The sequence below is a fragment of the Bradyrhizobium sp. AZCC 1588 genome (assembly GCF_036924735.1).
Lineage (GTDB): Bacteria > Pseudomonadota > Alphaproteobacteria > Rhizobiales > Xanthobacteraceae > Bradyrhizobium.
Genome location: NZ_JAZHSC010000001.1, coordinates 7,161,463 through 7,186,522 on the forward strand (window position 1 = coordinate 7,161,463; position 25,060 = coordinate 7,186,522).

Below are 25,060 nucleotides of genomic sequence, written 5' to 3' on the forward strand. Positions count from 1 at the left end.
CAGGCGTCTCGCAGGCGCGAGACGCGGCGCTCTCGTTTGTCCGCTCTCGTTTGTTATGGGCTCTGCACAAACTCTCAGGGCGATCTCGGCAGGCGAGCCGCGGAGACCCTCCCCTTCCTTACCCACCCTCCGGTTTGATCCCCGCCGCTTTCATAATCGGCAACAACCGCGCTTCCTCGCTGTCGCGATAAGCCGTGATCTCCTGCGGGGTGGTCGGCCACGTAGTGGCGCCCAAGTCGGCGTAGCGCTGTTTCAGCCAGGGGTCGTTCAGGGCCTTTGCGGTAAGCGCGTTGATCTGCGCGACGAGGTCGGGCGGCATGTTGGCGGGGCCGATCAGCGCGGTCCATGAGGTCATCTCGTAGCCGGGCAACAGTTCGGCGAACGCGGGCACGTCGGGAAGCTCTGCGATCCGCTTCTTCGCGGTGACCGCCACGGGGCGGATCGCGCCGGAGCGCACGCTTGGCAGCGAGCCCGGCAGATTGTCGAACAGCAGATCGACATTGCCGCCGAGCAGGTCATTCAGCGCTGGAGCTGCGCCGCGATAGGGCACGTGACGAAGCTGGACGCCGGCCATGCTGTTCAGCATCTCGCCGGAGAGGTGCAGCGTGGTGCCGAAGCCGGCGGACGCGTAGGTGTATTTGCCCGGCTCCTTCTTGAAGGCCGCGAGCAATTCCTTCAGGTCCGCGGAGAACAGGTCCTTCTTCGCGCTCAGGATGTTCGGCAATTGCCACATGCCTGTTATGAAGGTGAAATCCTCGCGCGGGCGATACGGGAGTTTTGCGTAGCTGCCGATCGCGAGCACGTTGGAGGCGATGCCGCCGAGCCCGACCGTATAGCCGTCCGCCGGCGCCTTTGCGACCGCGTCCGTGCCCAGCACGCCGCCGGCGCCGGCCTTGTTCTCGACCACGAAAGATTGTCCGGACAGTTCGCTCATCTTCTGGCAGAGCAGGCGCGAGAGCGTGTCGGTGGCGCCGCCGGCCGGAAAGCCGTTGACATATTTTACGGGCCGGATCGGCCAGGCCTCTGCCGCACGTCCCGCGCGCGGCATAAGCCACGGCGCGGCAACGGAAGAGCCAAGGAGCGCAAGCGCGCGACGGCGGTCGATAGACAGCGGCATCGGTGTCCTCCCCTTTAAGACCATGCGCCGCGTCGCAGCTTTTCGCTGTTCTCCTCCTTCGCTCCGTCTTCGATCGGCGTTCCGCGATGATCTCTGACGAGAGGTGGGGCGCGTTCGGCTGACACAGCTTACGAGCTGTGCGCGATGCTGGGAACCCGCTCACCAAAACAAAAGGGCCCCGACGATGGCGCAGCTCGTTTCAACCCCGGGGCACTCGACCTGCATCTGTGATCTGGCCCACACGCGGTTCAAAGCACCTGCCCTACACTTTCGCCCATGGTGCTCGAGTTCCGGGGATGGATATGGACGACGAGTTTTGCAGGGAAAGGGCAAGGACAGTCAGGGCCCTCGCCGAGCAAGCTGACCCGTTGGTCAAGAGGCGGCTGCTGCAACTGGCCTCCCACTACGAACGCAGGATCACGCGGTCAAGCGCTTGTGGGCAAGAAGTCGAGCAATCGACCGAACGACCGGACCCTGATCGTCAATAGCCTGCCCCTACTCACTGACGCCGCCAGGGCGGCATTCTCTATCGGCGTGCACCGCGCGGTTTGACTGCCCCCTTCTTCCACAGCCGAAATCCGCCCTCGAACGCGTTGGTGTTGGCGCCGAGTCGGACCTTGCGCGGCAGCTTGTCGATCTTGTCGGCGTTTCCGCCGCCCAGCATGACGTAGTCCGGCTCCAGTGCAGCGAGCAGACGCTTCAGGACGTCATCGACCGCGCGTTGCCATTTCTTCCTGCCAAGGCGCTTGAGGGCTGCGGCGCCGACGCATTGCTCGAACGTCTTGCCGTTGCGGTACGGCAGGTGAGCCAGCTCCATCGGTTCCAGAATGCCATCCACGATCATCGCGGAGCCAAGACCCGTCCCCAGGCCAAGGAACAGCATCCGGCCGCCCTGGTAGCTGCCGATCGCCTGCATCAGCGCATCGTTGACGACCTTCGTCGGGCGGCCGAAGGCCTTTTCGAAATTGAAGCCGGCCCACCCCTGACCGAGATTGTGAGGCTCCGACAAGGGCCGGTTGTTGACCACAGGTCCCGGATACCCGACGGCGATGAGGTCATAGGACCAGTCCTTCGTCAGCGCCTTGACCTTCCTCACCATCACTTTCGCGGATAGCTCGGGACCGGACGCAAACGCGCGCCTGATCCGCTCCGTGCTGGTCATGACCTTCACGCGCGAACCACCGACGTCGATCACGAGGATCGTGTGTCGCGACGCACGCTTGGCTGTTTTCTTCGCCATGAATTCGCGCCCTGCTCGGTCGGATGATCATAACGCCAGCCGATGCTCACCTGAAGCGGAGAGACAAGCAGCGTCACAGCTTTGTTCTGCATCCGACTCTATTTTGTTCGCAAGGAACGAATCGTATCAGCGCAAATCAGCGCGAGCCGATTCTTAACAACGCGTTTGCTTCGTGCTTGCTTAGCACGGATGCGGTGCTCGACCCGCTGGTTCATCCGCGCTACTGCTCAACGTCATACCCCAGCCCCGGCCGCAGCGCCCGCATCCTCTCGGCCAACCGCCTACTCCCCGTCTCCTCCGCGCGCGCGAGGTGGTTCGCCACCGCCACGTGATCCTCATTGCTCTTGTGCTGATTGAGCTTTGACTGGCCCTCGATCTCGTCGACGACGAGGTCGATGACGCGGATGGAGGCGAGCATGGTTTCGCGCTTGGTGGGCTCCATTCTAGCGAGGTCCCAGGGCGGTTTCGGCAGGCGCGCCTCGGCGGCTGCGAGCAGCGCGTCGCCGTGGGCGCGGTTCTCGTCGCGCTCGGGCAAGTGCGCGACGCCGGAGAGATGCACGGCCTCGTAGAGCCAGGTCGAAACGTTATCGCGCGAGGCATACCAGTCGTTGGAGACATAGGCGTCGTCGCCGGAGACGATCAGGAGAAAGCGCCTGACGCCGTCGGCGAGTTCGACGAGCGGATTTTTGGCCGTGAGATGGATCTGGACGATCACGCGATCGTCGCGTTGCTGGAGCACAAACGGCACATGCGAGGCGCGCGGGCCGCGCTCGTCCGCGGCGACGATCACGCCAAAACCGCGCTCGGCCGCGAACGCAAGCGCACGGCTCTCCTCGATGCGAAACTGGGGGCGAAGAATGTGCATGGCCAAGCGCTCGCGGGAGGATGATTGGCTTTCGTTGAGGCTAGCCTATTCTCCCCTGGTGGTCATCGGTCCGAGCCCAGCACACAGCTTTGTTCTTCATCCGACACCATTTTGTTCGCAAAGAACGAATCGGAATCGCGCAGATCAGCGCGGGCCAATTCTTAACAACGCGTTTGCTTCGCGCTTGCGCGCGGATGCCGCACGCGCTCATCACGAAAAAGCCCGCGACGACATCGCGGGCTTTTTGCAAAGCTGGGACTGGCTACGTGCTAGAGCTCAGTTCAAGCGCCGATCTAACGGTAGAGTTCAGCGAATGGCGCGACCGGTGGTGTCGGTCTGGCCTTGTGCAGTGGTGATCCTGTTCCGCGGCGTCAGGACGCTGAGCTGAAACGGCGTGGCCGAATTTGCGACCGGCGATGCTTCCCGGACGTTTTCAGCGCCCAGCGCTTGAACCTGCACGGCCGAAACCGGAAAACCCGCCTTTTCATAGGACGGCAACTCGGCTGCGACGGCGCCAGTTGCAGCCGTCATCGCGAGCACAGCGGCGGCAGCGATGGACAGGGAAATCTTCTTCACTTCAATTCTCCATAGGTAGCTTGAAATACGGACCTAATAATCATTTTGCTGCGCTGCAATAGCACGTTGCTGCAATGCACACATGCGAGGATTGAATGCGGAACCGGCCGTTGGTCGCACGATCAGCCGCGAAGGTTCGCTGGAATTTTCCGCATTGCAGCCGGAAAATCAGAAAGCGCAGCGCAAGTCGGAGGCTCCATTTGACAGCGGCGCAAGCGGCACCCCTCTCCCTAACCCTCTCCCGCAAGGGGAGAGGGAACCCATCCGCACTGCGTCCCTGACGGTGCAAACCAGAAGAGCCGTATGTTCTGTTAGGCGAGCACGCGAGCCGAGCTCCCTCCCCCCTTGCGGGGGAGGGTTGGGGAGAGGGGTAAGCCACACGAGCACCGACCTCTCATGCTGAGCGGCGTAATCCCACCGCTCGCGATGATTCGGCGGGGCCGCCATCTACGCTATTGCGTGATGACGCAGAAAGACGTGGATGGCCGGGCATAGGCGAGCGCAAGCAACGCCGTCCTTTGGACGGCTATGCCCGGCCATGACGCAGTCGTATTCAGCAATGTGCCGGCAGGCTCACGCCGCCTTCGCTTCCTTCTCCGGCGGCGCGGTTTCCATGGCGCGCATGTAGAGATCGAGCAGGCTTTCGCGCTCGTCGCGCTCGTCCTGGTCCTGCTTGCGCAGCTTGATGATCTCCTTGAGGATCTTCACGTCAAACCCTTCGCCCTTGGCCTCCGAAAACACTTCCTTCTTCTGCTCGTTCAGCTCCTGCAATTCGCTATCGATGTTCTCGATCCGCTCAACGAAAGAACGAATCCGGCCGCCGGGAATGGTGACGTCAGACATGGTGACTCCCTTTTGAATAGGATCGTGAAAATGCCCGCAAACAAATAACCAATGTGTTAACCTCGGCGGGTTCCCGCCCCGGCAATTCGGCATTTCCCAGACTTATCCGCATGAACGTGATTTCGATTCAGTCGCAGGTCGCTTTCGGCCATGTCGGCAACAGCGCCGCGGTGTTTCCGATGCAGATGCACGGGATCGACGTGGTGGCGGTGCCGACCACGCTGCTTTCCAACCGGCCGGGCTATCCGACCATCCGCGGCCGCGTGCTCGATGCAGATCTCGTCGCCGATCTCCTGCGCGGCATCGAGGAGCGCGGCGCGGTCGATAGCGCGCAAATGATTTTATCGGGCTATCTCGGCTCGGCCGAGAACGCCAACGTGGTCGCGGAGTTCGTCGCGCGCGCCAAGACTCGTAACCCCGCGCTGCGCTATTGCTGCGATCCCGTGCTCGGGGATCGCGACCGCGGCCTGTTCGTCCACGCCGACATCCCGCCGCTCGTGCGCGATCTTCTGTGTCCGCTTGCCGACATCATCACGCCCAATCATTTCGAGTTCGAATGGCTGTGCGGAACGAAGGCAGCCTCGATCGATCAGGTGCTGAAGGCAGCGCGCGCGTTCATGGCGCGCGGGACGGTCGTCATCACCAGCGCCGAGCTGTCCGATACGCCGGAAGGCGAGATCGAGACGCTGGCCGTCGAGCGCGCAAAGGCGTGGCGCGTGCGCACGCCGAAACTGCCGATCAGCCCTAACGGCACCGGCGATCTCTTTGCCGCGCTGTTGGTCTCCGCCCACGTCCGTAGCGCCGACACGCCGGAAGCGCTCAGCCACGCGGCGTCGGCCATCTTCGCCGTGCTGGAGCGCACCGCGATCCGCGGCACGGCAGAAATGCGCATCGTCGAGAGTGCCGAACTGCTGACGCATCCGAAGCGCAGGTTTGAGGCCATCACTATCAGCGGGTCGTAAGGCCGATCAGCCCTACGGACCCCTTCACCTCGTCAGCTACTGCACGACGTCGAGCTTGACCTTGGTAACACCTTTCCCCACCATTCCCAGCGCGTCGGCCGCGGAATAGGAGACGTCGACAATGCGACCCTGAACATAGGGACCGCGGTCATTGACCCGCACCGTCACCGACCGGCCGCTCGCGAGGTTTGTCACGCGCAACTTGGTGCCGAACGGCAACGTCGGATGGGCGGCAGTCATTTCGAGCGTGTTGAACTTTTCGCCGCTCGCTGTCTTCGTTCCCTCGGTGTAGAAGCTGGCAATCCCATGCGAGTTCGTCTTGATGCTGCCTGCATTCCTGCGCGAGGCGGTGTGCTTTCTCACGGCGGCCACGCGCCGCTTCATCATTGATGATGTCGTTCGATCCTGATCGAGCGACGCCTGCCGGCTGGTGCGAAGCTCCGATTTTTGCGTAACGACCGAGGACTGCGCGCAAGCCGCAAGCGATGCCGCTCCCAGCGTGACAGCAAGCAGTCGTATGAATTTTCCTGCGCGCTCAGCCGTGATTGATCGCGCTTCAAATTGAGTCCGGCCGACGTCGACGCACGAAGTACTGGTGCAGCCAATGGACGACATGTTGCATTCCCCCGCTCGCGCCCCAGCCCAAGCCGAAAACCAACACGCGGCAATCGCGGGCCCGAATCCGGGCGGAAGCGTGGCCGGACGCGATCAGCGATGGCTCCCTCAACGCAATTCGGTTCGAGTGTGGTGATTGGGTCACAGGAATTAGAGGTCGGCCCCGGAATTGCGGCACCGGCTCAGATCAGCTACCCGACCCACTCAGCCGAACGGGAGATAAACATGCAAGTCGCAGTCGTCGGTGCCGGAGCGGTCGGATGCTATTATGGAGGACTGCTGCTCAAAGCCGGACATGATGTGACCTTCATCGGCCGGCAGCCGCATGTCGACGCCATCAACGCCCATGGCCTGCTGCTGGACACCAAGAGTTTCAGGGAGTACCTGCCCGCCCGCGCCGCGACCGACACGACTACCCTCGCCGCGCCCGATCTGGTGCTGGTCTGCGTGAAATCGGCCGATACCGAACAGGCCGGCCGTTCGCTCGCTGGGCACCTGCGGCCGGAAACGTCCGTGCTCAGCTTGCAGAACGGCGTCGACAATGCACCGCGTCTCTCTGCCGTCACCGGCCACGCCGTCATTCCCGTCGTCGTCTATGTCGGCAGCGAGATGGCCGGCCCCGGCCACGTCAGACATCACGGCGGCGGTGATCTCGCCATCGGCCCCTCGCCCGCGAGCGCAGCGCTGGCCGAGATGCTTCAGGCCGCCGGCATCGGCATCACGATCGCCGACGATATCGACCGGACGCTATGGAGCAAGCTGATCATCAACTGCGCCTTCAACGCGCTGTCTGCGGTGGCGGGTATCGCCTACGGGCCGATGCTGGAAGTCGCAGGCACGCGGGATGTCGTCACAAGCGCGGTGCAGGAAGCGATATCCGTCGCCTGCGCCTGCGGTGTTTCGATTCCAGACGACCTCCTCGAGCATATCCTGAACATCCCCGCCATGATGCCGAACCAGATGTCGTCCACCGCGCAGGATCTCGCCCGCGGCAAGCCGAGCGAGATCGACTTCCTCAACGGCCATGTGGTGCGCAAGGGCGCCGAACTCGGCATTGCGACGCCGACCAATCAGGCGCTGCAGGTGATGGTGAAGCTCGCCGAACGCGGCAAGGAGCTATCGCGGCGGCCGTAGCCCTACGCCGCCCTCTTCTCACCCACCCATCACGTTCCCCCAACCGTCGAACACATATTGCCGCCACGCCACCGTACCGTCGTCGCGCGCGCGGCTGGAGCGGCGGAAGTCGTCGGCCTCATCACCGATCCAGGTGATGATCTGGTCGCTCGTGCGGTCGTGCAGGACTGCGGGCTCCGATGGGTTGAAGCCCGTCATGGGGTGCATCGTCGGGTGTTCCGTCATGTCGTTCCAACGCTTTCGCAGGGGCGAAGGTTGCGCATCCTCGCAACCTCCTCCCCGCAACGGCGTTGTCGCAAATCTCTGAAGGAGGCACGCACCATGCGGAACAAGGCGCCAAATTCGCAAAGCACTAAAACGCGCTCGAACGCCCAGATGCAGGCGGCCAATTCAATGCTCAATCCCGGCGATGAAGCACCGCGCGGAACGCCCGGCACCGGCGACGACATCTGCCCCGAATGTCACGGCAACGGCCGCATCAACGGCGCTCCCTGCCCCAATTGCGGCGGCGGCGGAACGATCACCCGCGCGATCGGCGGCGCGTGAATACGCGTATGCCATCTCGTGGGGCGGATTAGCGCTAGCGTAATCCGCCGGTCTCTTCGCGTGACAACGAATGGCGGATTACGCCGACGCTAATCCGCCCTTCTGTAACGGGCCTCGATCAGTCAATCCCTTTTTGCGTTGTCCGTTCGCCGGGGTCTCGCTTCTGTACGGGGTCGGCGCAAGGCCGCCACCTGATGGGGTTGGAAGAGGATAGGCCGACCAATCTACGGACGCGTGGTCGTGATGCCACTGGCGGATTAGCGGTCTGACCTGATCCATCGTCCCGGCGATGGGACTTCGCTTCGAGAAGGCCTGGTGTCGTGACCTGCCCGAAAACTGTTTTGCGTTCTCCTGTCAGATTGCCGCAGCGGCGGCGTTGAAGGGGGTTCCGTCGGCGAGCATGCGATGCATGATCACCGCGAGCCTGCGCGCCAGTGCCACCTTGGCCTTGCTCATGCCGGCGCGCCTGGCGATCCGCATCGCCCAGCTCTTCAAGAGCGAACAGCCTTTGATCGGCTTGGTCAACATGAGGTGGGCGGCCTCATAGAGCGCCGTGCGCACCGAGCCGTCGCCGATCTTGCTGATCCGGCCGGTGTAGTCGGTCTCGCCGGATTGATGCCTCTTCGGGGTCAGCCCGAAGTGCGCTCCCACCCGCTTCGACGACGTGAACCGTCCCGGATCGTCGATGGCGCTGGCATAGGTGAGTGCGATGATCGGGCCAACCGCCGGGACCGACGTCAGCAGCCGTGCCTGCATGTCGGATCGTACCATCTTGCGGGTCTGCTTCTCGAAAGCCGTGAACTCCTTCCGCAGTGCCTCGCGCACCGACAACAGTGCATCGGCGATTTTTTGAAGATGCGGGTGGGCTGTAACGAGTTTATTGATCCGTCCTGCAAACTCCCGCTCCGTCGTATTGCCAACCTTAAGGCCAAAACCGCGCAGGATCCCGCGCAGGCTGTTCTCGACATCGCGAAGCTTCGATTGCACCAGCTTGCGGGCCGTCAATATTGCCCGCGTCTCTTGCGCGCTCATCGATTTGCAATGCACCGGCCGGAACCAGCCCAGCCGCATCAACTGCGCAATCCCGCGCGCATCGTTGCGATCGGACTTCACCGGCATGGCCTCGAACGCCTTGCGTACGTGCCGTGTCTCCAGCAGCTCCACGGCAAGTCCGGCCGCCTTCATCCTCGCAAACAGCCATTGCGACAGCGGTCCGGCCTCCAGCCCGATCCGCTCAAGGCCGAAGCCGAGCGAACGGAACCAGGCGATTAACGCCTCCGGCTCGCTGGCCACCTTGGCCTCGCGCAAAATTTTGCCGGTTGCCTCAACCACGCACACGCTCGAGCATTCCAATGAAACGTCGATTCCGGCATAATGGTCCATGGTCGTCTCTCCTCGATGTTTGGAGCGAGGCTCATCCTTCGACTCCGTCACACCATCCATGTGAGGGACGACCGCCCACCTTCCAAGCGAGCCGCGCGAAGCGCGCCTACCAAAAGCGCCGTAGCAAGCGCGGCTCGCTTGGAAGGTGGGACCAGGGGCCCGTTACCCCATCTATACATCGTGCCGCTTACGCGGTTCGCTTCTCGAGGATCTTGCGGAAATCTGTGGCCAGGCTTGCGTAGTAGCCGGCGAGCCCCTCGTAGAAGGCCTGCTGCGCCTTGTCCGTGGCCTCCTTGGCCTTTGCTTCGCACTTGCCGGCCCGGCTCTCGTACTTCTCCACCTTGGTCTGAAGTTCAGCCACTACCATCGTCATTACTCCCCGCCACCACACATGCTCATGATGCTATGCCGGCAAAAGTCGAAAAGATGGCCGCGTCGGGGAGATTTCGCAGCGTTGCCGTGAGCAAGCGATGGCGGCGCGCGCGGCCTATCGCGCCGGTACTGGCGCCGGCGGACGCATCGACGATCGCGACGCGGCTGACGCTGCCTGTGGCTTCGCCGCGACGCGCTTTCCGCTATCGATGGATTCCAGATAGGAGGTCAGCGCCCAGGCCGAGCTCGCGCCGCTGGAATAGTGCTTTTGCAGGAACAGATAGAGCGTCAGATGAAAGCGGCCCTTGGCGAGCCCGCGCGGGCTGCGATGACAAGATGCGCAACCTTCGGCAAACAGTTTCGACGCCGGTTTGCCCTGATCGAGATTCTGCGCGACGGCCGGGCCGGAGAGCGCGGCCATCAACACAAGAACAAGCAGGCCGCAGCGCGCTTTCGTTGGCGACATCAATTCTACCCGTGCATGAAGCAAATGGACGAGCTGCCCGCGGCAACTCAAGGAAGGCGGAAGATGGCAGACAATTCGCAATCTGCTGTCCAGCCGTGGCGAAAAGTGGGTGCGTTTTCGCCAACATTGCGCTCCATTCGAGGCATGGGAGATATGCCCCTCAATATGGCGGCTTCTTGCGCTCCCGCTGCGTCCTTGCCGCCTCCATCCACCACACGAGATCATCCGCAAAGCGCGGAAACGCGTGCGCCAGCGCTTTGCCGCCCTCGCCGATCGGCTTGCCGTCTTCGCTCAGCGTCTGCGCGATCGGCCCGACCGCGACCGAGCTCGAAATCACCACCATGCCCATTTCCGAAAGCGTGCCGTGCCAGGCGAGCGCGGCGCGTGCGCCGGAGAAGCGGCCAGCTGAATAGCTCGCGATCGCCGCCGGCCGCCAGAACCATTCTTCCAGAAAATGGTCGGTGAGATTTTTCAGCCCCGGCTGGATGCCCCAATTATATTCACCGGTCACGAACACAAAACCGTCGGCGGTGCGGATCTGCTCCGCCAGTTTCTCGAGCGCCGCGGGCGCGCCGCCTTTCGGATATTCCTTGTACATCCGGTCCAGCATCGGCAGGCCGATCGCCTTGGCGTCGATCAATTCGACATCATCGCCGCGCGCACGAAACCCCTCGACGACAAATTGCGCGAGACGAATGCCCATGCGGTCGGAACGGTAGGAGCCGTAAAGGACGAGAATACGGTTGCTCATGAGACCTCACCCCTCCGGACATTGGATGATGACACTGGAACCATGCGGACCTTCCTCATGCAAGGCCTGAGCCGCCTCGATGGCCTTGGAAAGGCGCTCGCGCTTGTCCTCGGCGCGACCGTGCTGAAACGATCATCTTGATCGCGCTGCTGTCGTCCTACGCCGCAGCCACCCGCCGAAGGTCCAAGCAGCCAACAAAAAAGCGGCCTTGCGGCCGCTTCTTTGCAATTGCTAGTCCGGCTCTACCAATAGCCGGGCCCGTCATAATAGGCATATGAATCGACGTACGGCGCACCCGCGATCGCGGCTGCCGTTCCGACTGCCACGCCGGCAGCCACGCCAACCGGTCCGCCGACATAGGCCCGGCGATGATACACGCGCGGGCCGTAGTACGGGCCGTAGTACGGGCCGTAGTAGCTGTAGTCATAGCGGCTCGGCGTGCGCACGCCGTATCCGCCGAGCAGATAGTCGGAGTTCGGGTGGGTGAACCCGATCATGCCGGGCTCCTGGGTGGCTTCCTGCGACAGCGCAGGCGTCGCGAGCCCCATCGCAAGGATGGCGGCCGCGCCGAGCAGTGTCAGTTTCGTCATTGCTCATTCTCCATGTGAAGATGAAGAGCGAACGGGCAGGTCAGATGCTTGGTTCCGGAGGCGAATTCACAGCGCCGTGAATATCAGCGACGATTGCTGCGGGCCGCCAAGAGAAAAGGCCGGCGGGCGTTACGCCGCCGACCTTCTCTTGCAACTGCCGGCTCGGGAGGTCCGGTTCCGCCGCGATTCCATGCCTAAAGTTTGACCATTACAGTCTTAACAAAATCTTAAGCAACGACTGTGATGTGCCTCACAGAGTCCCAGAACCTTGTCCGGCTAGCCTGCGACCAACAATAGAGATCGCCTGCAACAGGAGGCCCGACATGACCCAGGTCTATTTCCATTGCTCAAACTCCCGGGAAGTCCGGCTCGACCGATCCGGCGAAGCGGTGAGCGACCTCGCCGAGGCGCGCGACCGCGCCGCCTGCATCGTTCGGTCGCTCATTATGGGGCGGGACGCGGAAGACTGGCGCGACTGGGTCGTGCATGTCAGCGACGATTTCGACGAAGAGCTCTTCGTTCTGCCCTTCGCCTTCGTGCTCGGCAAGCCGCACTGAGAGATTGCCATGTTGCTCCGCCGCCTGGATGCGATCATGGCACGGTGGCGCCACCTGATCGAGCGCGCCTGCGATCCCTATCGTCCCGAGCGGCATTACATGCGCGGCCCCGGCCCAAAGTGGCACGCCAGGCATCCACTTGGCGCTGCAGGCGCCGTCCTCTAAGCCCCGGCCAACCGCGCACCTGAGGCGCTCTGCGCCAGATCCAGAAACATCCGTATGCCCTTCGCGCTTTCCGCGCCGTGGCCGAACACCATACCGAGGTGATCTCCGGCCGTTGACAGGAAACGTAGACCGTTGGCATCTGCGAATGCCTTTCGCCGGTCGTGCGCGGGATCGCTCTTCCCCTCCCAGATCATTGCGGGAAAGCCGGCACCCAGCACGGCATGGCCGGCGCCATCGAGTTGACCGAGCGCATCGAAGCAGGCCCGTACGCCGGGCTCCGATTCCGTCGTGACCCATCGGGTCAGGTGCGGCGCCGTCAGCCGTGCGAACTTCATGAAAGCGTCGAACTGCAGCGGTCCCTGGCTTGTCGGCGGCAGGCCGTTGACCACATCCCACCCGCCGAGCACCAGCGACGACAGGCGCTCGGGGTAATATTTCGCGACGCCGACACCGAGCCACGCTCCCATCGAATGTCCGACCAGATGGCCGCTGGCACAGCCGATATCGTCGATCACGGCGACGATATCGCCGGCGCGCTGCTCCTGACGGTAGCGATGGCTGTCGAAAGGCTTGTCGCTCAACCCGTGGCCGAGCGAGTCCACGCATGCAACGCGGTATCTATCGGTCAGCGCATCGACGAATCCGACCTGCTTCCACGTTCCGGCGTCCATCAGCAGGCCGTGCTGCAGCACGACCAGCGGCCCCTCGCCCTCCACCGTGTAGTGAATCCTGTGTCCGCGATGAACGGCAAATGGCATGCAAATCCCCCGTGCCCGGCCGCCTGCAGATATGATCTCTGCGCCCGGGTTCCAGCCCGCGGGGGAAGCCGTGGCCCCAACCTCTCCACGCTCTTGCCTTGCTTTGGTCAAACCTCGCTGGCCGTGTGGCGGCATGGGCAGAGGTTTTCCACGCAGCAGAGCATGCTTGCCGCCCCGATCCGGGTGACATTGGACTGAGTAAGGGACCGCCAATGCAATCCACGCCAACACTGAAAGAGGCTGATCCGCACGACGTTTTTGCGATCGAAACGGTGCTGGCCGCGCACGCCCACAAGGCGCCGCCGCTGGCCCACGATCCGGCCACCGCTCCCGTAGCGCCGCAAGCCCATCCGGCAGCGCCGCAGGTTCATGTCACGCCGCAAGTTGACGTCGCGGCAAAGCCGCAAGTCCAAGTCGCGGCACCGCCGCAAGTCCAAGCTGCGGCCAAGCCGCAAGTGCAAGCCGCGGCCAAGCCGCAGGTTCACGTAGCGCCCGCGATTTCGATCAGCGCGCCAACCCCGCAGGTCGAACCGACGTTTCGCGCCACTGACATGCGCGATGTCCAGATGCGCGATGTCCAAGTCGACAACATCAGACCGGGCGAGGAGATCAAGCTGGGTGGCCTGAACGCCGCCGGCGAGCGGCCAATGGCCAAATGGACGAAGCGCGTGGTGATGGCGCTGTTGGCCCTTGTCGGCGCCATTGCTGCTGCCGCCTGGCAGCATTATGGCGATCAGGCCAAGGCGATGGCTGCCGAGTGGGCGCCGCCCTTCGTGCTGGCAGCCTTGCCTTCGGCGGCCAAGCCCGCCGTGGCCGAGCAACCGGGCGCGCCGGCCGCTCCAGACGCGGCAACCGATCAGGCCGCAGCGGAGCCGGCGGCAACGGCAGCACCGGCTCAACCCGAACCCACAGCTACGGCCGCGGCTGCTCCTTCCGCGGAATCGACCCAGTTGCAATCGATGGCGCAGGATCTCGCCGCGATGGGCCAGCAGGTCGAGGAGCTGAAGGCGACTATCGCGCAGCTCAAGGCAAGCCAGGCGCAAATGGCGCGGGAATTTGCCAAGGCTGCCGAAATGAAGGCTTCGGAAGCGAGGGCTGCTGAGGTCCGACCCGAACAGAATTTTCGCCCGAGGGTAACAGCCGCGCCGCCGCCCCGATCCGCGAATGCGCCTGTCGCCGCGCCTGTCCGGAAGCCGAAGCCGGCTTACTATCCACCGGCTCAAGCCGCCTATGTCCCCCCTCCGCCGCCAGCCGCCGCCCCCGCGCCGCTGCCGCCGGCACCGCCGCAGCAAACCATGGCTGATGACGGCGCGCCGGTGGTCCGCCCGCCGATGCCGCTGCGGTAAGTAACTGCGTGTCCCTGATGCCGCGCGCTGTGCCGCGCGGCATCCGAGACAAATCCGCTAGCTCTGATGCGGGCCTCGCATCAGCTTCATGGCGTCTTCGATATGACGCCATTCCTTGGCTTCCTCGATGTCACCGCTGCTCTCGCAAGCCTGTGCATTGTGTGCGGCTTGCGCGATCGCGGTGAGGCCGTGCTTCTCCATCATCTGACGTGCAATCGTGTGGATCTGCATTTCCGACATCATGTCGCTCTCCCGGGGTTGCATTCGTCCTCGCCGCAGTGATTCGAATGTCGCGGCTTCCTCGTCAAAACGGCCGAACCGAAAATCTCGTTCCTCCTGCCGCAGTAGATAATTTTAGGACAAGTCTTGGGATCTCTTGGGATCGCGCGGTTCCACTCGAGGCCGCTCGCCCCCGTAATATCCCGCCCCGCAATCTCCCCGAATATCAAGCCGGTCTTCCGCCTGATATTTTTTCAGCGTGAATCGCAATCGCGGGAGTCGGACATGGCACGGGTCTATTTCCACTGCTCCAATTCCGAGGGCGTACGCATCGTTCAGCGTGGCCTTGCCGTCGGAAATCTGGCCGAAGCGCGTGACCACGCCGCCCGCGTCGTGCAGTCGCTGATTACGGCGCAGTGCCCGGAAGACTGGCGCGACTGGACGCTGCATGCGAGCGACGATCTCAACGTCGAAATCTTCGCCCTGCCGTTTTCGTCGGTGCTCGGCAAGCCGCATTGAGAGGTCGCCATGCTGGCCATGCAATCGCTTCTTCGATACCTGAACCAGGTCGCCGCGCGATTGCAGGTTCTGCTCGACCTTGCCCGCAACCCCTATCGTCCCGAGCTGCACTACATGCGCGGCCCCGGCCCGAAATGGCACGCGAAGCATCAAGGCGGCGCCATCTGATAGTCTCGTAGTCTTGTAGGGTGGGCAAAGCGAAGCGTGCCCACCGTTAGTGCGCCGCCGCGGCGATGTGGTGGGCACGGCGCAAGCGCGCCTTTGTCCTACTGCGTCACGAGCGCTTTCTGACATATCGAGCGGCACGGGCTCCGCAACAGGGGCATCGCGGGAGCCACTTTGTAAGCGCTTTGATCAAGCGTGCACGCATGGTCGCGATCGAGTTTGGAATGTGGCGTTCAGGCCGCAAGGGCGGATCCGCGGGGTCGATAACCGTCGGGTAATGCAGGCGTCGAGAGCAGCGCGGGGGAACGAGGTCCTGAGGGGGGAATCGCGGCTCGCTCGGAGACCAGGAACCCATAGGCCGCGATGCAGAGCGTTGCGTGATGATGGAAGCCACGCCATCCGCGCCCTTCGTAGTGCCCAAGCCCGACCTCCTGCTTGAGCTCCTGATAGTCGCGCTCGATCCGCCAGCGCATCTTGGTGATATCGACGAGCTGGCGGAAGCTGATCTCTGCCGGCAGTGTGGAGAGCCAGTATTTGTATTTGCTGAGCTTTGTTTCGCCCTCCGGCCACTCGATCAGCAGCCACTCCTCTGCGACCTGCCCGGGGATTGCACCATTGTAGCCGACGCGTACGCGCACCCGTGCAAAGCGCGAGGACAGCCAATCGGCCGAGCCTTCGCGCCAGCGGATCGTGCGCCAGGCGTGCTCAGGTAGAGCACGCACCACTTCTTGGGCCGAGATCAGATCGGGCTCATTGCGTCGGCCGTTATTGTTGAGCGATTTGTCGGGCCGCTTCGGACCGGTGCCAGGCGCCCACATCAACACGTTCGGCTGAATGCCCGCCACATAGCTCAATCCCAGGGCAGACACGCTCGTGCGCAATCGCGAGTCACGGCCGTAGTCGAGGTCCATCAACAGCACTCCCAGCGGAAGGCCTGCCGCGTGCGCCCGTTGGATCAACTCGAGCGCAATCTGCTGTTTGGTCTTGAAGCGGATGTCCTCAGGCACCCCGGCCCGATCCCGACGCGCGCGATCCTCGGCCCACTCTTTCGGCAAATAGAGCCGATACCCGACCGGCAAGCTGGCAAAGTGGTTCGCAATCGACAGCGACACTGCCACTTGGCAATTGGCTTCCTTGCCAAGCTGCCCGCAATACTGCGGCTTCACCCCAACCGAATGTCGGCCCTTCTTCGGGATGCCGGTGTCATCGATGATCCAGGCCTCGATCGGCCCGTGCTTCGTGATTGCCGGAACCACCAGTTCGCTGATCTTGGCCAGCACCTTCTCGTCCGACCAACCGCCAGCACCGACAAAGTGCAGCAACGACTGGTGTTGCGCAGAGACACGCGCTGGATCGGTCCGCGCCGCCATCGGCTCTACGCTCTTGCGCTCGCCCGGCAGGATCAGCCCGGTGCAGTAGTCGCGCAGCGGTCGAGCCCGATCCGCCTGACCCATCGCGCTCGCAAGTTCCTCAACATAGGACGCAAACCGGATATCGAGATTCATCTTGGCCTCCACGCTAAGCTTGAATCTCGCAATTATCTGATTCTTCTAGTCGATCGCCCGCGACCCTCTGACTCAGTAGGATTTGCCCACCCTACAAGCCCCTACAAATCCCCCAACTCCGGCGGCTCGAACCAGTTCGTCAGCGACAGGCCGCCGTCGACCACGATCGCCGCGCCCGTGACATAGGCCGATATCCGGTTCGACAGCACCGCCAGCGCCAGCGGCGCAAGGTCTTCGGCCTGGCCGAGCCGGCCGAGCGGAATGTGTCTTGCGAGCGCGGGATCGGCGACGAAGCCGCCGGCCGCAATCGCGCCCGGCACAAGCGCGTTGACACGAATGTTGAAGCGGCCGAACGTCTTGGCCAATTCCTTCACCAGCATCGAAAGCCCCGCCTTCGCCGTCGAGTAATGCGGCAGGTTGCGCGGCGTGCCGGCATGCAGCGAGGTCAGCAGCAGGAACGAGCCAGGCTGTTTTTCCGCGATCAGCTTGCGCGCCAGTTCGCGGCAGAGGTGGAATCCGGCGTCCAGATTCACCGCGTGCATCTGCGCCCAAATCTCCGTGGTGACGCCGAGCGCATGATCGGCCTCGCGCCGCGGCGGCGAGGCGCTGTGCACGAAATGCGTCACGCACCCGACGGCAGACGCGGCGTCAGCCAGCAGCGCCTCGCGCGCCGCGGGATCGGCGAGATCGCCGACCCAGGGCACGGCCAGTTCCGGCCGCGGCGACGCTTTGGCTGCCGCCGTGACCGTGTCCCGGTTGACATCGGCAAACACCGTGCGGACGCCCTCGCCCACCAGTGCCTGTGCAATCGCGCGGCCGATCCCGTTGCCCGCGCCGGTGACGAGCGCGGCCTCGCGCGCGGGATCGAATGGCGTACCCAACAGGCTCATGTTCGCGTCTCCCATCGAAACAGGCATAGCCAATTCTACAGACCGAGCGCATCTTGCGCTGTATCAATTCGGCGCACTATCTGCATCGCTAAGTTGCTTCCACCTTATTGGGAACCGTCCTAAGCTCCCTTCCATAACCGGCGGGCTCACCGTGATGCAAACCGGCGTTCGAAAGGTCGCCCACGTTCTGGAACGCCTCGGGCTTGCCATGGCGGGCGCGGCGAGCGGATTGTTTGTGGCGGCTCTGGTAGGGACGAGCCACGCTGCACTCACCAATCAGGCGTTCCTGCTGCTGATGATGGTCGGTGGCGCCATCGGCTTTTATCTCGGAATCGATACGCCGCTGCGCTTCACCGCATCGAACGGCCGGCCTCCCGATGACGCCTGGGTCGACGGAGTGGATACGCCGGAACTGCTTAGCTCGATCGGGACCTTCCTCGCGGCGCTCTCGGCGTTCGCCTGCGTCGGCCTGATCGTGCTGCGCCACGATCCGCATTTGGCATGGATTTGGATGATCATGGCCGGATGGGTGGTCGGCGTCGCCATGCAGATCACCGCCGGCACGATTGCCCGCCTGCGCCGCTGATCGCGGTCCGTCCGACCTCAGCTCTCTTCTTCCAGCGTCAACACCAAACCGGTCAGCGCTGCGCCGATGCCGAACATTAGCCCGTAGGTCGTCACCAGCATCACCGTGGTCTGAACAGGTGCGTCGCTCTTGGCGACGAGGTCTCTGACATGGAAGGCATCGATGAGGCCGAGCAACAGGACCAGCGTTAGTCCAAGCGCCACGCCCATCAAAAAATGGGTGAGCAGCGCATTGAAGAGTGACTTTTCCCGACGCATGGAGGTCGTGCCTCTCGGCATGATGCCAAGCCAACGCACGGCCGAAGAAACTGGTTCCATATCCGAGAATAGAATTCGCCTTGCGCTGCAGCGCGTCGGCGGCCTTCAGGCGTTAGCAGAACGTTAAGCAAGTGCCGGTACGTCCATCAGCATTCCCAAAAAATTCCACAATCCTTTTTAGGAAGAACGCATCGTTTTCGACAAAGGAGAATTTCCCATGCGGTTAGGGCAAGCGATCTTCTTCGGTTCGGCGGCCGCCCTCCTCACTTTGGCAGCGCCGACGCTCGCCAGGAACTCCAACACGAATTCCCAACCGGCAAAGACGAGCGAAGCGCCCGCTTCCGCCTCCTGCCATGCCTATCAGCAGGCGGCCGACGGCTCGTGGACGCAACTGCCCTGTCAGGAAACGGGTTCAAAGGCGCCGCAGCCGAAATCCGCATCGAAGAACGCGGAAGAGGAAACGCGCTGAGTGCTTGGAGTCCGTTTGAGACCGCCTCAAACCGCCACCCGTTTCAAACGGTCTCTTAGGCTGCTGACGGCGGCTTTCGCGGGCGACCCGGCCCGGGTTGACGACCTAATCGTGTTTAGCGAGAACGCGGCCGACCGTGAGGGGATGGACCTCGGACAGGCGGGTCGGCCTCGGACGCGCTCGCTGACATTGGTCGCTCTTCGCCATTTGTCTTCGTATTGCGCTCAGCTGAGTTCTTGGGCGAGTCCGATGAGAAGCCCTTCAGGACCACGGATGTAGCAGAGCCGATACGCTCCTTTATACTGGACTACTTCGCCTACGAGCTGCGCGCCGCGCGTGCGGAGCCTTTCAAGCGTCTCGTCGATGTCGTCCACGGCGAACATGACGCGGAGGTAGCCTAGGGCGTTGACCGGAGCGTTCCGGTGATCTGCGACGACAGGCGGCGTGAGGAAGCGGGAGAGCTCGAGCCGGCTGTGGCCGTCCGGTGTGCGCATCATGGCAATCTCGACACGCTGATCGCCCAGTCCAGTGACACGTCCGGCCCATTCTCCTTCGATCGTGGCCCGCCCTTCGAGCTCGAGGCCGAGTTCACGAAAGAAATCAATCGTCCCTCCGAGGTCTTCGACGACGATTCCTACGTTGTCCATCCGCTTGAGCGCCATGTTTCCAATCTCCAAGGTGTCGTTCCAATCTAAAAGGTGTCGCCTAGTCTAACAACGGACGCTTGAGGTGCCCCCACCCCGTTTTCAAACGGTCTCTTAGCCGGTGACTGGAGGAGCCGACCCCGGGTGAAATCCGCCGCGGTCAAATCACTTCGGATTTTCAGAAATGATGTCAAGCCCGAGAATCAAAAATATTTCGCTTAACGTGCAGGCCAAATCAGCCGCATAACTCCGCCTGTCTCACCCAATGGAGGGGCGCTCGCGATCGTCACGAACGTGCGGTGAGATGCGATGGACGCGGAAGGCGCGCAAGACGGTGGCGCCTGACGCGTACGGCGAAGTCGTGTGGTTCGGGCGCCGCGGTGCTGGCGCTAAGCTGCGTGAAACTATTTGCGCAGCGACGGAGGCAAAAGAGCCGTTCTCCGGGAAGAGCACGAAGTAAGCCGTAAAGCCATTGCGCAGGGAAGGCCGGGATGCTCCCGCTGTACCTGTATGCTCGTGTGCGCTTTTGCTATGCGCAATTGCACACGAGACCGCGGGTGCAGCAAGCACCCGGTCTTCCCTGCGCCCTCCGAGTGAGAGGGCGGGAAGTGAAGAGCAAACCTCGGGCGCAATGCGTCGCGAGAACGCGGAGTCACATTTTGTGTCGCGACGATCTCCATCTCCGTCGTCCCTGCGACCCGTCTTCGCCAAGGCTTCGCCGGGGTTTGACGTTGGGCTCGCCGAAGCTTTAGCGAAGGCGGCACGCAGGGACCCATACGCCGCGGCGGATGTTGTCTTGCTGCGACGGTCGACGACTTTCCTTCAACAATTGGCGACGGTGGTTATGGGTCCCTGCGCCGAGTGCGCGATTGCGCACGGAGGCAGGGACGACGGTATAACCTCGGACAGCTCACGCCGTTTTGACAGCCCCACCCAGCCAATCGTCGAAACGCGTCGGCATGATCCGCGCGCCGTCGTCCGGTACCAGCGTGCGCAACGCGAGTGGCGCGCCGAAATATGGCACGTCCACGCCTGCCACGATCTTGCTGGCATCGCCCTGCTTGCGGAGCCAGCGGCCGACGAAATCCGCAAGCGGCGCCGCTTCGGGACCCGCGACCTCGCATATGCCGTTGGCAGGCTCGCCAAACGTCACCTCGGCCAGCGCTTCCGCGACCTCGTCGGACAACAACGGCTGCATCAACTGGCTGGAAACGTGAACCTCGCCGTCCCTGCGCCCGGAATCCGCGATCGCGCCGACGAATTCGAAGAACTGGGTAGCGCGCAGGATCGTGTAGGCCAGCCCGGAATTTTCGATCAGCCGCTCCTGCGCCAGCTTGGCACGGAAATACCCGCTGCTCTCGAGCCGGTCGGTACCGACGATCGACAACGCAATGCAGTGCCGCACACCGGCCTGTTTCGCCGCCGCAATCAGGTTGCGTGTTCCGCTCTCGAAGAAGTGCAGCACCGCCTTGTCCTCGAACGAGGGCGAATTCGAGACGTCGACGACAATGTCGGCTCCCACGAGCGCCGGTTGCAGCCCCTCCCCGGTCACGGCGTTGATCCCCCTGCTCGGGGACGCCTGCAGCACCTCATGACCGCGCGAGGCGAGCAACGGGGCCAATTTCGAACCGATCAGACCTGTACCGCCGATAATGACGATCTTCATTTCCTCGCTCCTTGTCGCTAAGGCCGCGGCACCACGCGCCATCGCCAAGACCAACTGGAACGGGCCGGTGTAACACGTGCAACCGTAAACCCAGGATTAATTTGCACCACCTATACTGGCAGTCCGCACATCCGTTACCAGCGCAAATGGCCTAAAATCCCATGAAAATCGGTACCCTCCTCACCGCTGCCATCGTTTCGCTTTCCGCCGTCGGCGGCGGGCTCGCCGTCTATGTGGCGGTTTCGAAGTACCAGACCATGGACAAGGTCTCGGTCGCGCAGACCCGGCTGGAGGTGGTGCGCGCGGTTGGCGACATCCCGCGCTACATGAATCCCGAGCGCGGCTTTGCCACCAACATCATGTTCGGACCTCCTGCCGTGGATCCGAAACTGCTCACCGAACTCGACAAATATCGCAAGAACACCGATGGGGCGCGCGACAAGATGAACCGGGTCAAGGCGACCCTGACGGGCGCGATCGAAGACAGTGCTGCCGTCGGGAGCAGCATCGATGCGCTGAATACCCAGTTCGCCGCGCTGCGCGCAGCCATCGACAAGGCCCTCACCGGTCCGCCGGAAGCCCGCCGCGATGCGGCCAAGAAAATCGTCTCCGACAACTCCGCCTTCAACAAGGCTGTCACGACGCTGCTCGACGAGCAGGTGCGCAAGATCGCGCTGCTCGACGGCACGGCCTACCGGCAGGCAAGCTACGCCAATATCGCCTGGACGCTACGCGACGTCGGTGGTCTCAACTCCAGCCTGCACAAGAATCTCATCGGTGCCAACCGGGTAGCCACTGAAGCCGAGAAGATGGAGATCAGCCGCTCGCAGGGGCGAAACGATCAGATTTTGATGTCGCTGCAGGAATTGCGCGGCAATCCCTCTACGCCGGCCAATGTGGCCGCGGCGCTCGACAAGATGAACGCGGCCTATGTCGATCGCTTCGGCAAAGAGCTGAAGCTCGTCAAGGATGGCGCCATCAGCGGCAAATATGAACATGATATGGAGACCTACTACGCAGAGACGCAACTCGGTCTTGCGTCCATCATCACGGTCCGCGACGCGTTCTACGACAACGCTGAACAGGTGCTCGGTGAGGCCTATTCCTCCGCGCGCTTCAGCTTCCTGATCGCGCTGGCGGGCCTGATCGCGGTTGTCGCCGCCAGCGCCACGCTGATCGTGATGGTGCGCCGCCGCGTCTGCAAGCCGATCGTCGACCTCACCGCCACCATGTCGCGGCTGGCCAGCGGCGACGTATCCGGTGAAATCGCCGGCGCCGGCCGCGGCGACGAGATCGGCGCGATGGCGTCAGCCGTGCGCGTTTTCAAGGACAGCATGATCGAGGCGGAACGTCTTGCCGCCGAGAAGGCCGCCGAGAACGACGGCAAGATGCGCCGCGCCCAGGTGCTCGACGAACTCACCCGCGTGTTCGAAGCCAAGGTCACCGAACTCGTGGGCGGACTTTCGGCCGCCTCGTCCGTCATGGAAGACACCGCGCAGTCGATGTCGTCGACGGCGACCGCCACCAACCGCCAGGCGGCGATCGTCGCCGCTGCTTCCGAGCAGACCTCGGCCAACGTGCAGACGGTTGCCAGCGCTACCGAAGAATTGACCTCCTCGATCTCCGAGATCGGCCGCCAGGTCGCGCAATCGACCGAAATCGCCGCCCGCGCCGTCGATAATGCGCGGCGCACAGGCGAGACCGCCCGCTCGCTTGCTGAGGGCGCGCAGAAGATCGGCGACGTCGTGACGCTGATCCAGAGCATTGCCGCGCAGACCAACCTCTTGGCGCTGAACGCGACCATCGAAGCCGCGCGCGCCGGCGATGCCGGCCGTGGCTTTGCGGTCGTCGCTTCCGAAGTCAAATCGCTGGCCGGCCAGACTGCAAAGGCGACCACCGAAATCTCCGAGCAGATTGCGTCCATTCAGGCAGCGAGCGATCAGACCGTGACGGCGATCCAGAACGTCGCGAACGTGATCGCCGAGATCGATCAGATCGGAACCGCGATTGCCGCCGCGATCGAGGAACAGGGCTCCGCGACCAAGGAAATCTCCCGCAGCGTGCAGGAAGCCGCGCGCGGCACCCAGGAGGTCAATTCCAACATCACCGGCGTCCAGAAGGCCGCCGACGATACCGGCGCTGCCGCCAATCAGGTGCTCGGCGCGGCCGAGCAATTGTCCTCGCAGTCCAAGGATCTCGCGGGGCAGGTCAACCGCTTCCTCTCGGAGGTGCGGGCGGCGTAAATTCGCTTGTCAATCCGCGAACCCGACATAGCGGACGAAATCGCTGTTCGGCTCGCGGTCGGAGCGGACGGCATTGGCGGGAAAGCTGTCGTCGGGATAGCCCATGGCGACGCAGGTCATGATGACCTCGTCCTCAGGGATATTGGCGACCTCGCGCACGATGTCCGAGCGCATGATTCCCTGCCCGTTGATGACGCTACCAAGCCCGCGGTCCCAGGCGGCGAGCACGATGCCATAGCAGAGTGCGCCGAGATCGAAGTGGCAGACCGCGCCGGGATCGAGAATTTTGTCGTAGGTCAGGACCAGCGAGACCGGCGCGTCGAACTGGCGAAAGCCGCGCAGCACCCAGTCCTGCCGCATCGGTTTGTCGTCACGCGCAATGCCCATTACGGCGAACAGCTTTTTGGCGATATCGACCTGCCGGCCGCGGTGCACGCCCTGATATTCGCCATGGCTGATGATATCGCGCTTCGGCTTGGCGCCCGCAATCATCTCCTCCATGTTGCGACGGCGCACCTCCTCCAGCGGTTCGCCGGTCAGGACATGGATGTGCCAGGGCTGGGTGTTCATCGACGACGGTGCGCGCTTGGCGACTTCGATGATGTCCTCGATGACGGCGCGGGAGACCGGCTCCCTGGTAAAGCCGCGCACGCTTTTGCGGGTCTGAACCAGCGTCTCGAAATCCATCCGTTGCATTCCCATCGTCAATCAGTCGCGTTTGAATCGATAATCGAAGCGGTCGCCGTCAGCCGTGATCAGGCCGACGGTCGGCGCTGGGAAATGGATCGGCAGGATCAGCGTGTCGGTGCCGGCAACAGAAGCAAAGAACTTCCGCCGCGAGATCGCCGACTGTATCGGATCCCAGTCGGGCTTGGCCGACCATTCCGGCTCGCGGCACTGGATCACGTGATGCATGAGATCGCCGGCCACCACCGCGCGCTTGCCCTTTGAGAAGATGTTGACGCAGCAGTGACAGGGCGAATGCCCCGGCGTCGGCGTCAGCGTAACGGTATCGTCGAGCGCGTAATCGTCGTCAACCAGGACGGCCTGCCCGGCCTCGACGATCGGCAGGCAATTGTCGCGGAAGACCGTGCCGGGCGGGTTGACGCCCTTGCTATGCTCCGCCTCCCACGCCGCATATTCCCGCTTGTGGAATATGTACTTGGCATTGGGAAATGTCGGCACCCAGCGCCCGTCGCGCAGCGTGGTATTCCAGCCGGTATGGTCGATGTGCAGATGGGTGCAGAACACGTAATCCACTTGCTCATAGGAGATGCCGAGCGCGCACAGCTCGTTGCGCCAGCGCTCCTTGCCGGGAAAGTCGAATGGCGGCGGATGGCCCTTGTCCTCGCCGGTGCAGGTATCGACCAGAATGGTATAGCGCGGCGTGCGGACCACGAAGGTCTGGTAGGTAATGACCATTAATCCCGACGCGGTATCGAACACCTCGGGATCCATGTCGGCAAGATGATGCCTGAACACCGCCTCGTCGTAAGCGGGGAAAAAATCCTGCGGCCGCCGCCATGGCCCCTCGCGCTCGATCACCGCGTCGATGGTGATGTCCCCGATCTTGAGCTGCTTCATCCCCGCTTCGCTCCCTTTTTTGAAACA

The 25,060-nt window shown here is 63.1% G+C and carries 32 protein-coding genes; 11 read left to right on the forward strand and 21 right to left on the reverse strand.

Annotated elements, in window-relative coordinates:
* Positions 1 to 118: 118 nt before the first annotated feature.
* The 5 genes from V1277_RS33520 to V1277_RS33540 all read right to left on the reverse strand — a co-directional run bounded on the left by V1277_RS33520 (position 119) and on the right by V1277_RS33540 (position 4,641).
* On the reverse strand, positions 119 to 1,117 hold the full coding sequence (locus V1277_RS33520; RefSeq protein WP_334420006.1) for a Bug family tripartite tricarboxylate transporter substrate binding protein: 999 nt from the start codon (positions 1,115 to 1,117) through the stop codon (positions 119 to 121).
* Positions 1,118 to 1,643: 526 nt separating this feature from the next.
* The gene (locus V1277_RS33525; RefSeq protein ID WP_334420007.1) at positions 1,644 to 2,357 is read right to left on the reverse strand and encodes an ROK family protein; all 714 of its coding nucleotides are present in this window, start codon (positions 2,355 to 2,357) and stop codon (positions 1,644 to 1,646) included.
* 220 nt (positions 2,358 to 2,577) lie between these two features.
* Entirely contained in the window at positions 2,578 to 3,222 is a 645-nt protein-coding gene (locus V1277_RS33530; protein ID WP_334420010.1) for an FMN-binding negative transcriptional regulator, read from the reverse strand.
* 306 nt (positions 3,223 to 3,528) lie between these two features.
* Positions 3,529 to 3,798: a hypothetical protein gene (locus tag V1277_RS33535; protein ID WP_334420013.1), complete on the reverse strand. Its 270-nt coding sequence runs from the start codon at positions 3,796 to 3,798 to the stop codon at positions 3,529 to 3,531.
* Positions 3,799 to 4,371: 573 nt separating this feature from the next.
* Complete coding sequence (locus tag V1277_RS33540; RefSeq protein WP_065744950.1) at positions 4,372 to 4,641, reverse strand: DUF2312 domain-containing protein; 270 nt, start codon at positions 4,639 to 4,641, stop codon at positions 4,372 to 4,374.
* A gap of 110 nt (positions 4,642 to 4,751) precedes the next feature.
* Here V1277_RS33540 and pdxY point away from each other — a divergent pair, with 110 nt between their 5' ends.
* Positions 4,752 to 5,603 carry a pyridoxal kinase PdxY gene (pdxY, locus tag V1277_RS33545; protein WP_334420015.1) on the forward strand — a complete coding sequence of 284 codons (852 nt, stop codon included), beginning with the start codon at positions 4,752 to 4,754 and terminating at the stop codon, positions 5,601 to 5,603.
* Between the two features lie 36 nt (positions 5,604 to 5,639).
* Here pdxY and V1277_RS35165 read toward each other — a convergent pair whose 3' ends face one another.
* Positions 5,640 to 6,218 (reverse strand): septal ring lytic transglycosylase RlpA family protein, encoded by a 579-nt coding sequence (locus V1277_RS35165; RefSeq protein ID WP_442894551.1) that lies wholly within the window; start codon positions 6,216 to 6,218, stop codon positions 5,640 to 5,642.
* Positions 6,219 to 6,443: 225 nt separating this feature from the next.
* Between V1277_RS35165 and V1277_RS33555 the strand changes: the two genes are divergently transcribed.
* Positions 6,444 to 7,352: a ketopantoate reductase family protein gene (locus V1277_RS33555; protein ID WP_334420018.1), complete on the forward strand. Its 909-nt coding sequence runs from the start codon at positions 6,444 to 6,446 to the stop codon at positions 7,350 to 7,352.
* Positions 7,353 to 7,370: 18 nt separating this feature from the next.
* Here V1277_RS33555 and V1277_RS33560 read toward each other — a convergent pair whose 3' ends face one another.
* Positions 7,371 to 7,559 (reverse strand): hypothetical protein, encoded by a 189-nt coding sequence (locus tag V1277_RS33560; RefSeq protein ID WP_334420019.1) that lies wholly within the window; start codon positions 7,557 to 7,559, stop codon positions 7,371 to 7,373.
* 114 nt (positions 7,560 to 7,673) lie between these two features.
* Here V1277_RS33560 and V1277_RS33565 point away from each other — a divergent pair, with 114 nt between their 5' ends.
* Positions 7,674 to 7,898: a hypothetical protein gene (locus tag V1277_RS33565; RefSeq protein WP_334377243.1), complete on the forward strand. Its 225-nt coding sequence runs from the start codon at positions 7,674 to 7,676 to the stop codon at positions 7,896 to 7,898.
* Between the two features lie 354 nt (positions 7,899 to 8,252).
* Here the strand turns inward: V1277_RS33565 and V1277_RS33570 are convergent, their stop codons facing one another.
* From V1277_RS33570 to V1277_RS33590, 5 genes are all read right to left on the reverse strand, one after another.
* Positions 8,253 to 9,281, reverse strand: a complete 1,029-nt coding sequence (locus V1277_RS33570; RefSeq protein WP_334418049.1) for an IS110 family transposase — start codon at positions 9,279 to 9,281, stop codon at positions 8,253 to 8,255.
* 187 nt (positions 9,282 to 9,468) lie between these two features.
* Complete coding sequence (locus V1277_RS33575; RefSeq protein WP_028346363.1) at positions 9,469 to 9,648, reverse strand: hypothetical protein; 180 nt, start codon at positions 9,646 to 9,648, stop codon at positions 9,469 to 9,471.
* 120 nt (positions 9,649 to 9,768) lie between these two features.
* Entirely contained in the window at positions 9,769 to 10,119 is a 351-nt protein-coding gene (locus V1277_RS33580; protein WP_334420021.1) for a hypothetical protein, read from the reverse strand.
* A 160-nt stretch (positions 10,120 to 10,279) separates the two neighbouring features.
* On the reverse strand, positions 10,280 to 10,870 hold the full coding sequence (locus V1277_RS33585) for an NADPH-dependent FMN reductase (RefSeq protein ID WP_334420022.1): 591 nt from the start codon (positions 10,868 to 10,870) through the stop codon (positions 10,280 to 10,282).
* A gap of 242 nt (positions 10,871 to 11,112) precedes the next feature.
* Positions 11,113 to 11,460 carry a hypothetical protein gene (locus tag V1277_RS33590; RefSeq protein WP_334420023.1) on the reverse strand — a complete coding sequence of 116 codons (348 nt, stop codon included), beginning with the start codon at positions 11,458 to 11,460 and terminating at the stop codon, positions 11,113 to 11,115.
* Positions 11,461 to 11,783: 323 nt separating this feature from the next.
* Here V1277_RS33590 and V1277_RS33595 point away from each other — a divergent pair, with 323 nt between their 5' ends.
* Entirely contained in the window at positions 11,784 to 12,017 is a 234-nt protein-coding gene (locus V1277_RS33595) for a DUF6894 family protein (protein WP_334375707.1), read from the forward strand.
* 9 nt (positions 12,018 to 12,026) lie between these two features.
* Positions 12,027 to 12,182 carry a hypothetical protein gene (locus tag V1277_RS33600; protein ID WP_334420024.1) on the forward strand — a complete coding sequence of 52 codons (156 nt, stop codon included), beginning with the start codon at positions 12,027 to 12,029 and terminating at the stop codon, positions 12,180 to 12,182.
* Here the strand turns inward: V1277_RS33600 and V1277_RS33605 are convergent.
* Entirely contained in the window at positions 12,179 to 12,940 is a 762-nt protein-coding gene (locus tag V1277_RS33605) for an alpha/beta fold hydrolase (protein ID WP_334375709.1), read from the reverse strand. The two genes, V1277_RS33600 and V1277_RS33605, sit on opposite strands and share 4 nt — an antisense overlap.
* Before the next feature lie 212 nt (positions 12,941 to 13,152).
* Between V1277_RS33605 and V1277_RS33610 the strand changes: the two genes are divergently transcribed.
* Positions 13,153 to 14,286 carry a hypothetical protein gene (locus tag V1277_RS33610; RefSeq protein ID WP_334420025.1) on the forward strand — a complete coding sequence of 378 codons (1,134 nt, stop codon included), beginning with the start codon at positions 13,153 to 13,155 and terminating at the stop codon, positions 14,284 to 14,286.
* Between the two features lie 57 nt (positions 14,287 to 14,343).
* On the opposite strand, the gene V1277_RS33615 is transcribed toward V1277_RS33610, so the two are convergent.
* Positions 14,344 to 14,529 carry a hypothetical protein gene (locus V1277_RS33615; protein WP_028346367.1) on the reverse strand — a complete coding sequence of 62 codons (186 nt, stop codon included), beginning with the start codon at positions 14,527 to 14,529 and terminating at the stop codon, positions 14,344 to 14,346.
* Positions 14,530 to 14,790: 261 nt separating this feature from the next.
* Between V1277_RS33615 and V1277_RS33620 the strand changes: the two genes are divergently transcribed.
* On the forward strand, positions 14,791 to 15,024 hold the full coding sequence (locus V1277_RS33620; protein WP_334420026.1) for a DUF6894 family protein: 234 nt from the start codon (positions 14,791 to 14,793) through the stop codon (positions 15,022 to 15,024).
* Between the two features lie 9 nt (positions 15,025 to 15,033).
* On the forward strand, positions 15,034 to 15,192 hold the full coding sequence (locus V1277_RS33625) for a hypothetical protein (RefSeq protein WP_334375712.1): 159 nt from the start codon (positions 15,034 to 15,036) through the stop codon (positions 15,190 to 15,192).
* A gap of 230 nt (positions 15,193 to 15,422) precedes the next feature.
* On the opposite strand, the gene V1277_RS33630 is transcribed toward V1277_RS33625, so the two are convergent.
* Both V1277_RS33630 and V1277_RS33635 read right to left on the reverse strand, forming a co-directional pair.
* On the reverse strand, positions 15,423 to 16,694 hold the full coding sequence (locus tag V1277_RS33630; RefSeq protein WP_334415441.1) for an IS701 family transposase: 1,272 nt from the start codon (positions 16,692 to 16,694) through the stop codon (positions 15,423 to 15,425).
* A 101-nt stretch (positions 16,695 to 16,795) separates the two neighbouring features.
* Positions 16,796 to 17,584, reverse strand: coding sequence for an SDR family NAD(P)-dependent oxidoreductase (locus V1277_RS33635; protein WP_334420027.1), 789 nt, complete (start codon positions 17,582 to 17,584; stop codon positions 16,796 to 16,798).
* A gap of 154 nt (positions 17,585 to 17,738) precedes the next feature.
* On the opposite strand from V1277_RS33635, the gene V1277_RS33640 reads away from it, so the two are divergent.
* A complete protein-coding gene (locus V1277_RS33640; protein ID WP_334377179.1) occupies positions 17,739 to 18,170 on the forward strand; it encodes a hypothetical protein in 432 nt (143 codons plus the stop codon).
* A 17-nt stretch (positions 18,171 to 18,187) separates the two neighbouring features.
* On the opposite strand, the gene V1277_RS33645 is transcribed toward V1277_RS33640, so the two are convergent.
* Complete coding sequence (locus V1277_RS33645) at positions 18,188 to 18,427, reverse strand: hypothetical protein (protein WP_334375714.1); 240 nt, start codon at positions 18,425 to 18,427, stop codon at positions 18,188 to 18,190.
* A gap of 217 nt (positions 18,428 to 18,644) precedes the next feature.
* On the opposite strand from V1277_RS33645, the gene V1277_RS33650 reads away from it, so the two are divergent.
* Complete coding sequence (locus V1277_RS33650; protein ID WP_334420028.1) at positions 18,645 to 18,896, forward strand: hypothetical protein; 252 nt, start codon at positions 18,645 to 18,647, stop codon at positions 18,894 to 18,896.
* 224 nt (positions 18,897 to 19,120) lie between these two features.
* On the opposite strand, the gene V1277_RS33655 is transcribed toward V1277_RS33650, so the two are convergent.
* Positions 19,121 to 19,558 carry a VOC family protein gene (locus tag V1277_RS33655; RefSeq protein ID WP_334420029.1) on the reverse strand — a complete coding sequence of 146 codons (438 nt, stop codon included), beginning with the start codon at positions 19,556 to 19,558 and terminating at the stop codon, positions 19,121 to 19,123.
* Between the two features lie 892 nt (positions 19,559 to 20,450).
* The gene (locus V1277_RS33660; protein ID WP_334420030.1) at positions 20,451 to 21,206 is read right to left on the reverse strand and encodes an SDR family oxidoreductase; all 756 of its coding nucleotides are present in this window, start codon (positions 21,204 to 21,206) and stop codon (positions 20,451 to 20,453) included.
* Positions 21,207 to 21,367: 161 nt separating this feature from the next.
* Here V1277_RS33660 and V1277_RS33665 point away from each other — a divergent pair, with 161 nt between their 5' ends.
* The gene (locus tag V1277_RS33665; protein ID WP_334420031.1) at positions 21,368 to 23,449 is read left to right on the forward strand and encodes a methyl-accepting chemotaxis protein; all 2,082 of its coding nucleotides are present in this window, start codon (positions 21,368 to 21,370) and stop codon (positions 23,447 to 23,449) included.
* A 9-nt stretch (positions 23,450 to 23,458) separates the two neighbouring features.
* Here the strand turns inward: V1277_RS33665 and V1277_RS33670 are convergent, their stop codons facing one another.
* The gene (locus tag V1277_RS33670; RefSeq protein ID WP_334420033.1) at positions 23,459 to 24,136 is read right to left on the reverse strand and encodes a nitroreductase; all 678 of its coding nucleotides are present in this window, start codon (positions 24,134 to 24,136) and stop codon (positions 23,459 to 23,461) included.
* 21 nt (positions 24,137 to 24,157) lie between these two features.
* Positions 24,158 to 25,033, reverse strand: a complete 876-nt coding sequence (locus V1277_RS33675) for an MBL fold metallo-hydrolase (protein ID WP_334420034.1) — start codon at positions 25,031 to 25,033, stop codon at positions 24,158 to 24,160.
* Positions 25,034 to 25,060: the final 27 nt, after the last annotated feature.

What these genes read in the sequence shown, in the direction of transcription:
- V1277_RS33520 (WP_334420006.1), bottom strand. Translation starts at nt 1,117, where the DNA reads ATGCCGCTGTCTATCGACCGCCGTCGCGCGCTTGCGCTCCTTGGCTCT.
- V1277_RS33525 (WP_334420007.1), bottom strand. Translation starts at nt 2,357, where the DNA reads ATGGCGAAGAAAACAGCCAAGCGTGCGTCGCGACACACGATCCTCGTG.
- V1277_RS33530 (WP_334420010.1), bottom strand. Translation starts at nt 3,222, where the DNA reads ATGCACATTCTTCGCCCCCAGTTTCGCATCGAGGAGAGCCGTGCGCTT.
- V1277_RS33540 (WP_065744950.1), bottom strand. Translation starts at nt 4,641, where the DNA reads ATGTCTGACGTCACCATTCCCGGCGGCCGGATTCGTTCTTTCGTTGAG.
- pdxY (WP_334420015.1), top strand. Translation starts at nt 4,752, where the DNA reads ATGAACGTGATTTCGATTCAGTCGCAGGTCGCTTTCGGCCATGTCGGC.
- V1277_RS35165 (WP_442894551.1), bottom strand. Translation starts at nt 6,218, where the DNA reads ATGTCGTCCATTGGCTGCACCAGTACTTCGTGCGTCGACGTCGGCCGG.
- V1277_RS33555 (WP_334420018.1), top strand. Translation starts at nt 6,444, where the DNA reads ATGCAAGTCGCAGTCGTCGGTGCCGGAGCGGTCGGATGCTATTATGGA.
- V1277_RS33560 (WP_334420019.1), bottom strand. Translation starts at nt 7,559, where the DNA reads ATGCACCCCATGACGGGCTTCAACCCATCGGAGCCCGCAGTCCTGCAC.
- V1277_RS33565 (WP_334377243.1), top strand. Translation starts at nt 7,674, where the DNA reads ATGCGGAACAAGGCGCCAAATTCGCAAAGCACTAAAACGCGCTCGAAC.
- V1277_RS33570 (WP_334418049.1), bottom strand. Translation starts at nt 9,281, where the DNA reads ATGGACCATTATGCCGGAATCGACGTTTCATTGGAATGCTCGAGCGTG.
- V1277_RS33575 (WP_028346363.1), bottom strand. Translation starts at nt 9,648, where the DNA reads ATGGTAGTGGCTGAACTTCAGACCAAGGTGGAGAAGTACGAGAGCCGG.
- V1277_RS33580 (WP_334420021.1), bottom strand. Translation starts at nt 10,119, where the DNA reads ATGTCGCCAACGAAAGCGCGCTGCGGCCTGCTTGTTCTTGTGTTGATG.
- V1277_RS33585 (WP_334420022.1), bottom strand. Translation starts at nt 10,870, where the DNA reads ATGAGCAACCGTATTCTCGTCCTTTACGGCTCCTACCGTTCCGACCGC.
- V1277_RS33590 (WP_334420023.1), bottom strand. Translation starts at nt 11,460, where the DNA reads ATGACGAAACTGACACTGCTCGGCGCGGCCGCCATCCTTGCGATGGGG.
- V1277_RS33595 (WP_334375707.1), top strand. Translation starts at nt 11,784, where the DNA reads ATGACCCAGGTCTATTTCCATTGCTCAAACTCCCGGGAAGTCCGGCTC.
- V1277_RS33600 (WP_334420024.1), top strand. Translation starts at nt 12,027, where the DNA reads ATGTTGCTCCGCCGCCTGGATGCGATCATGGCACGGTGGCGCCACCTG.
- V1277_RS33605 (WP_334375709.1), bottom strand. Translation starts at nt 12,940, where the DNA reads ATGCCATTTGCCGTTCATCGCGGACACAGGATTCACTACACGGTGGAG.
- V1277_RS33610 (WP_334420025.1), top strand. Translation starts at nt 13,153, where the DNA reads ATGCAATCCACGCCAACACTGAAAGAGGCTGATCCGCACGACGTTTTT.
- V1277_RS33615 (WP_028346367.1), bottom strand. Translation starts at nt 14,529, where the DNA reads ATGATGTCGGAAATGCAGATCCACACGATTGCACGTCAGATGATGGAG.
- V1277_RS33620 (WP_334420026.1), top strand. Translation starts at nt 14,791, where the DNA reads ATGGCACGGGTCTATTTCCACTGCTCCAATTCCGAGGGCGTACGCATC.
- V1277_RS33625 (WP_334375712.1), top strand. Translation starts at nt 15,034, where the DNA reads ATGCTGGCCATGCAATCGCTTCTTCGATACCTGAACCAGGTCGCCGCG.
- V1277_RS33630 (WP_334415441.1), bottom strand. Translation starts at nt 16,694, where the DNA reads ATGAATCTCGATATCCGGTTTGCGTCCTATGTTGAGGAACTTGCGAGC.
- V1277_RS33635 (WP_334420027.1), bottom strand. Translation starts at nt 17,584, where the DNA reads ATGAGCCTGTTGGGTACGCCATTCGATCCCGCGCGCGAGGCCGCGCTC.
- V1277_RS33640 (WP_334377179.1), top strand. Translation starts at nt 17,739, where the DNA reads ATGCAAACCGGCGTTCGAAAGGTCGCCCACGTTCTGGAACGCCTCGGG.
- V1277_RS33645 (WP_334375714.1), bottom strand. Translation starts at nt 18,427, where the DNA reads ATGCGTCGGGAAAAGTCACTCTTCAATGCGCTGCTCACCCATTTTTTG.
- V1277_RS33650 (WP_334420028.1), top strand. Translation starts at nt 18,645, where the DNA reads ATGCGGTTAGGGCAAGCGATCTTCTTCGGTTCGGCGGCCGCCCTCCTC.
- V1277_RS33655 (WP_334420029.1), bottom strand. Translation starts at nt 19,558, where the DNA reads ATGGCGCTCAAGCGGATGGACAACGTAGGAATCGTCGTCGAAGACCTC.
- V1277_RS33660 (WP_334420030.1), bottom strand. Translation starts at nt 21,206, where the DNA reads ATGAAGATCGTCATTATCGGCGGTACAGGTCTGATCGGTTCGAAATTG.
- V1277_RS33665 (WP_334420031.1), top strand. Translation starts at nt 21,368, where the DNA reads ATGAAAATCGGTACCCTCCTCACCGCTGCCATCGTTTCGCTTTCCGCC.
- V1277_RS33670 (WP_334420033.1), bottom strand. Translation starts at nt 24,136, where the DNA reads ATGGATTTCGAGACGCTGGTTCAGACCCGCAAAAGCGTGCGCGGCTTT.
- V1277_RS33675 (WP_334420034.1), bottom strand. Translation starts at nt 25,033, where the DNA reads ATGAAGCAGCTCAAGATCGGGGACATCACCATCGACGCGGTGATCGAG.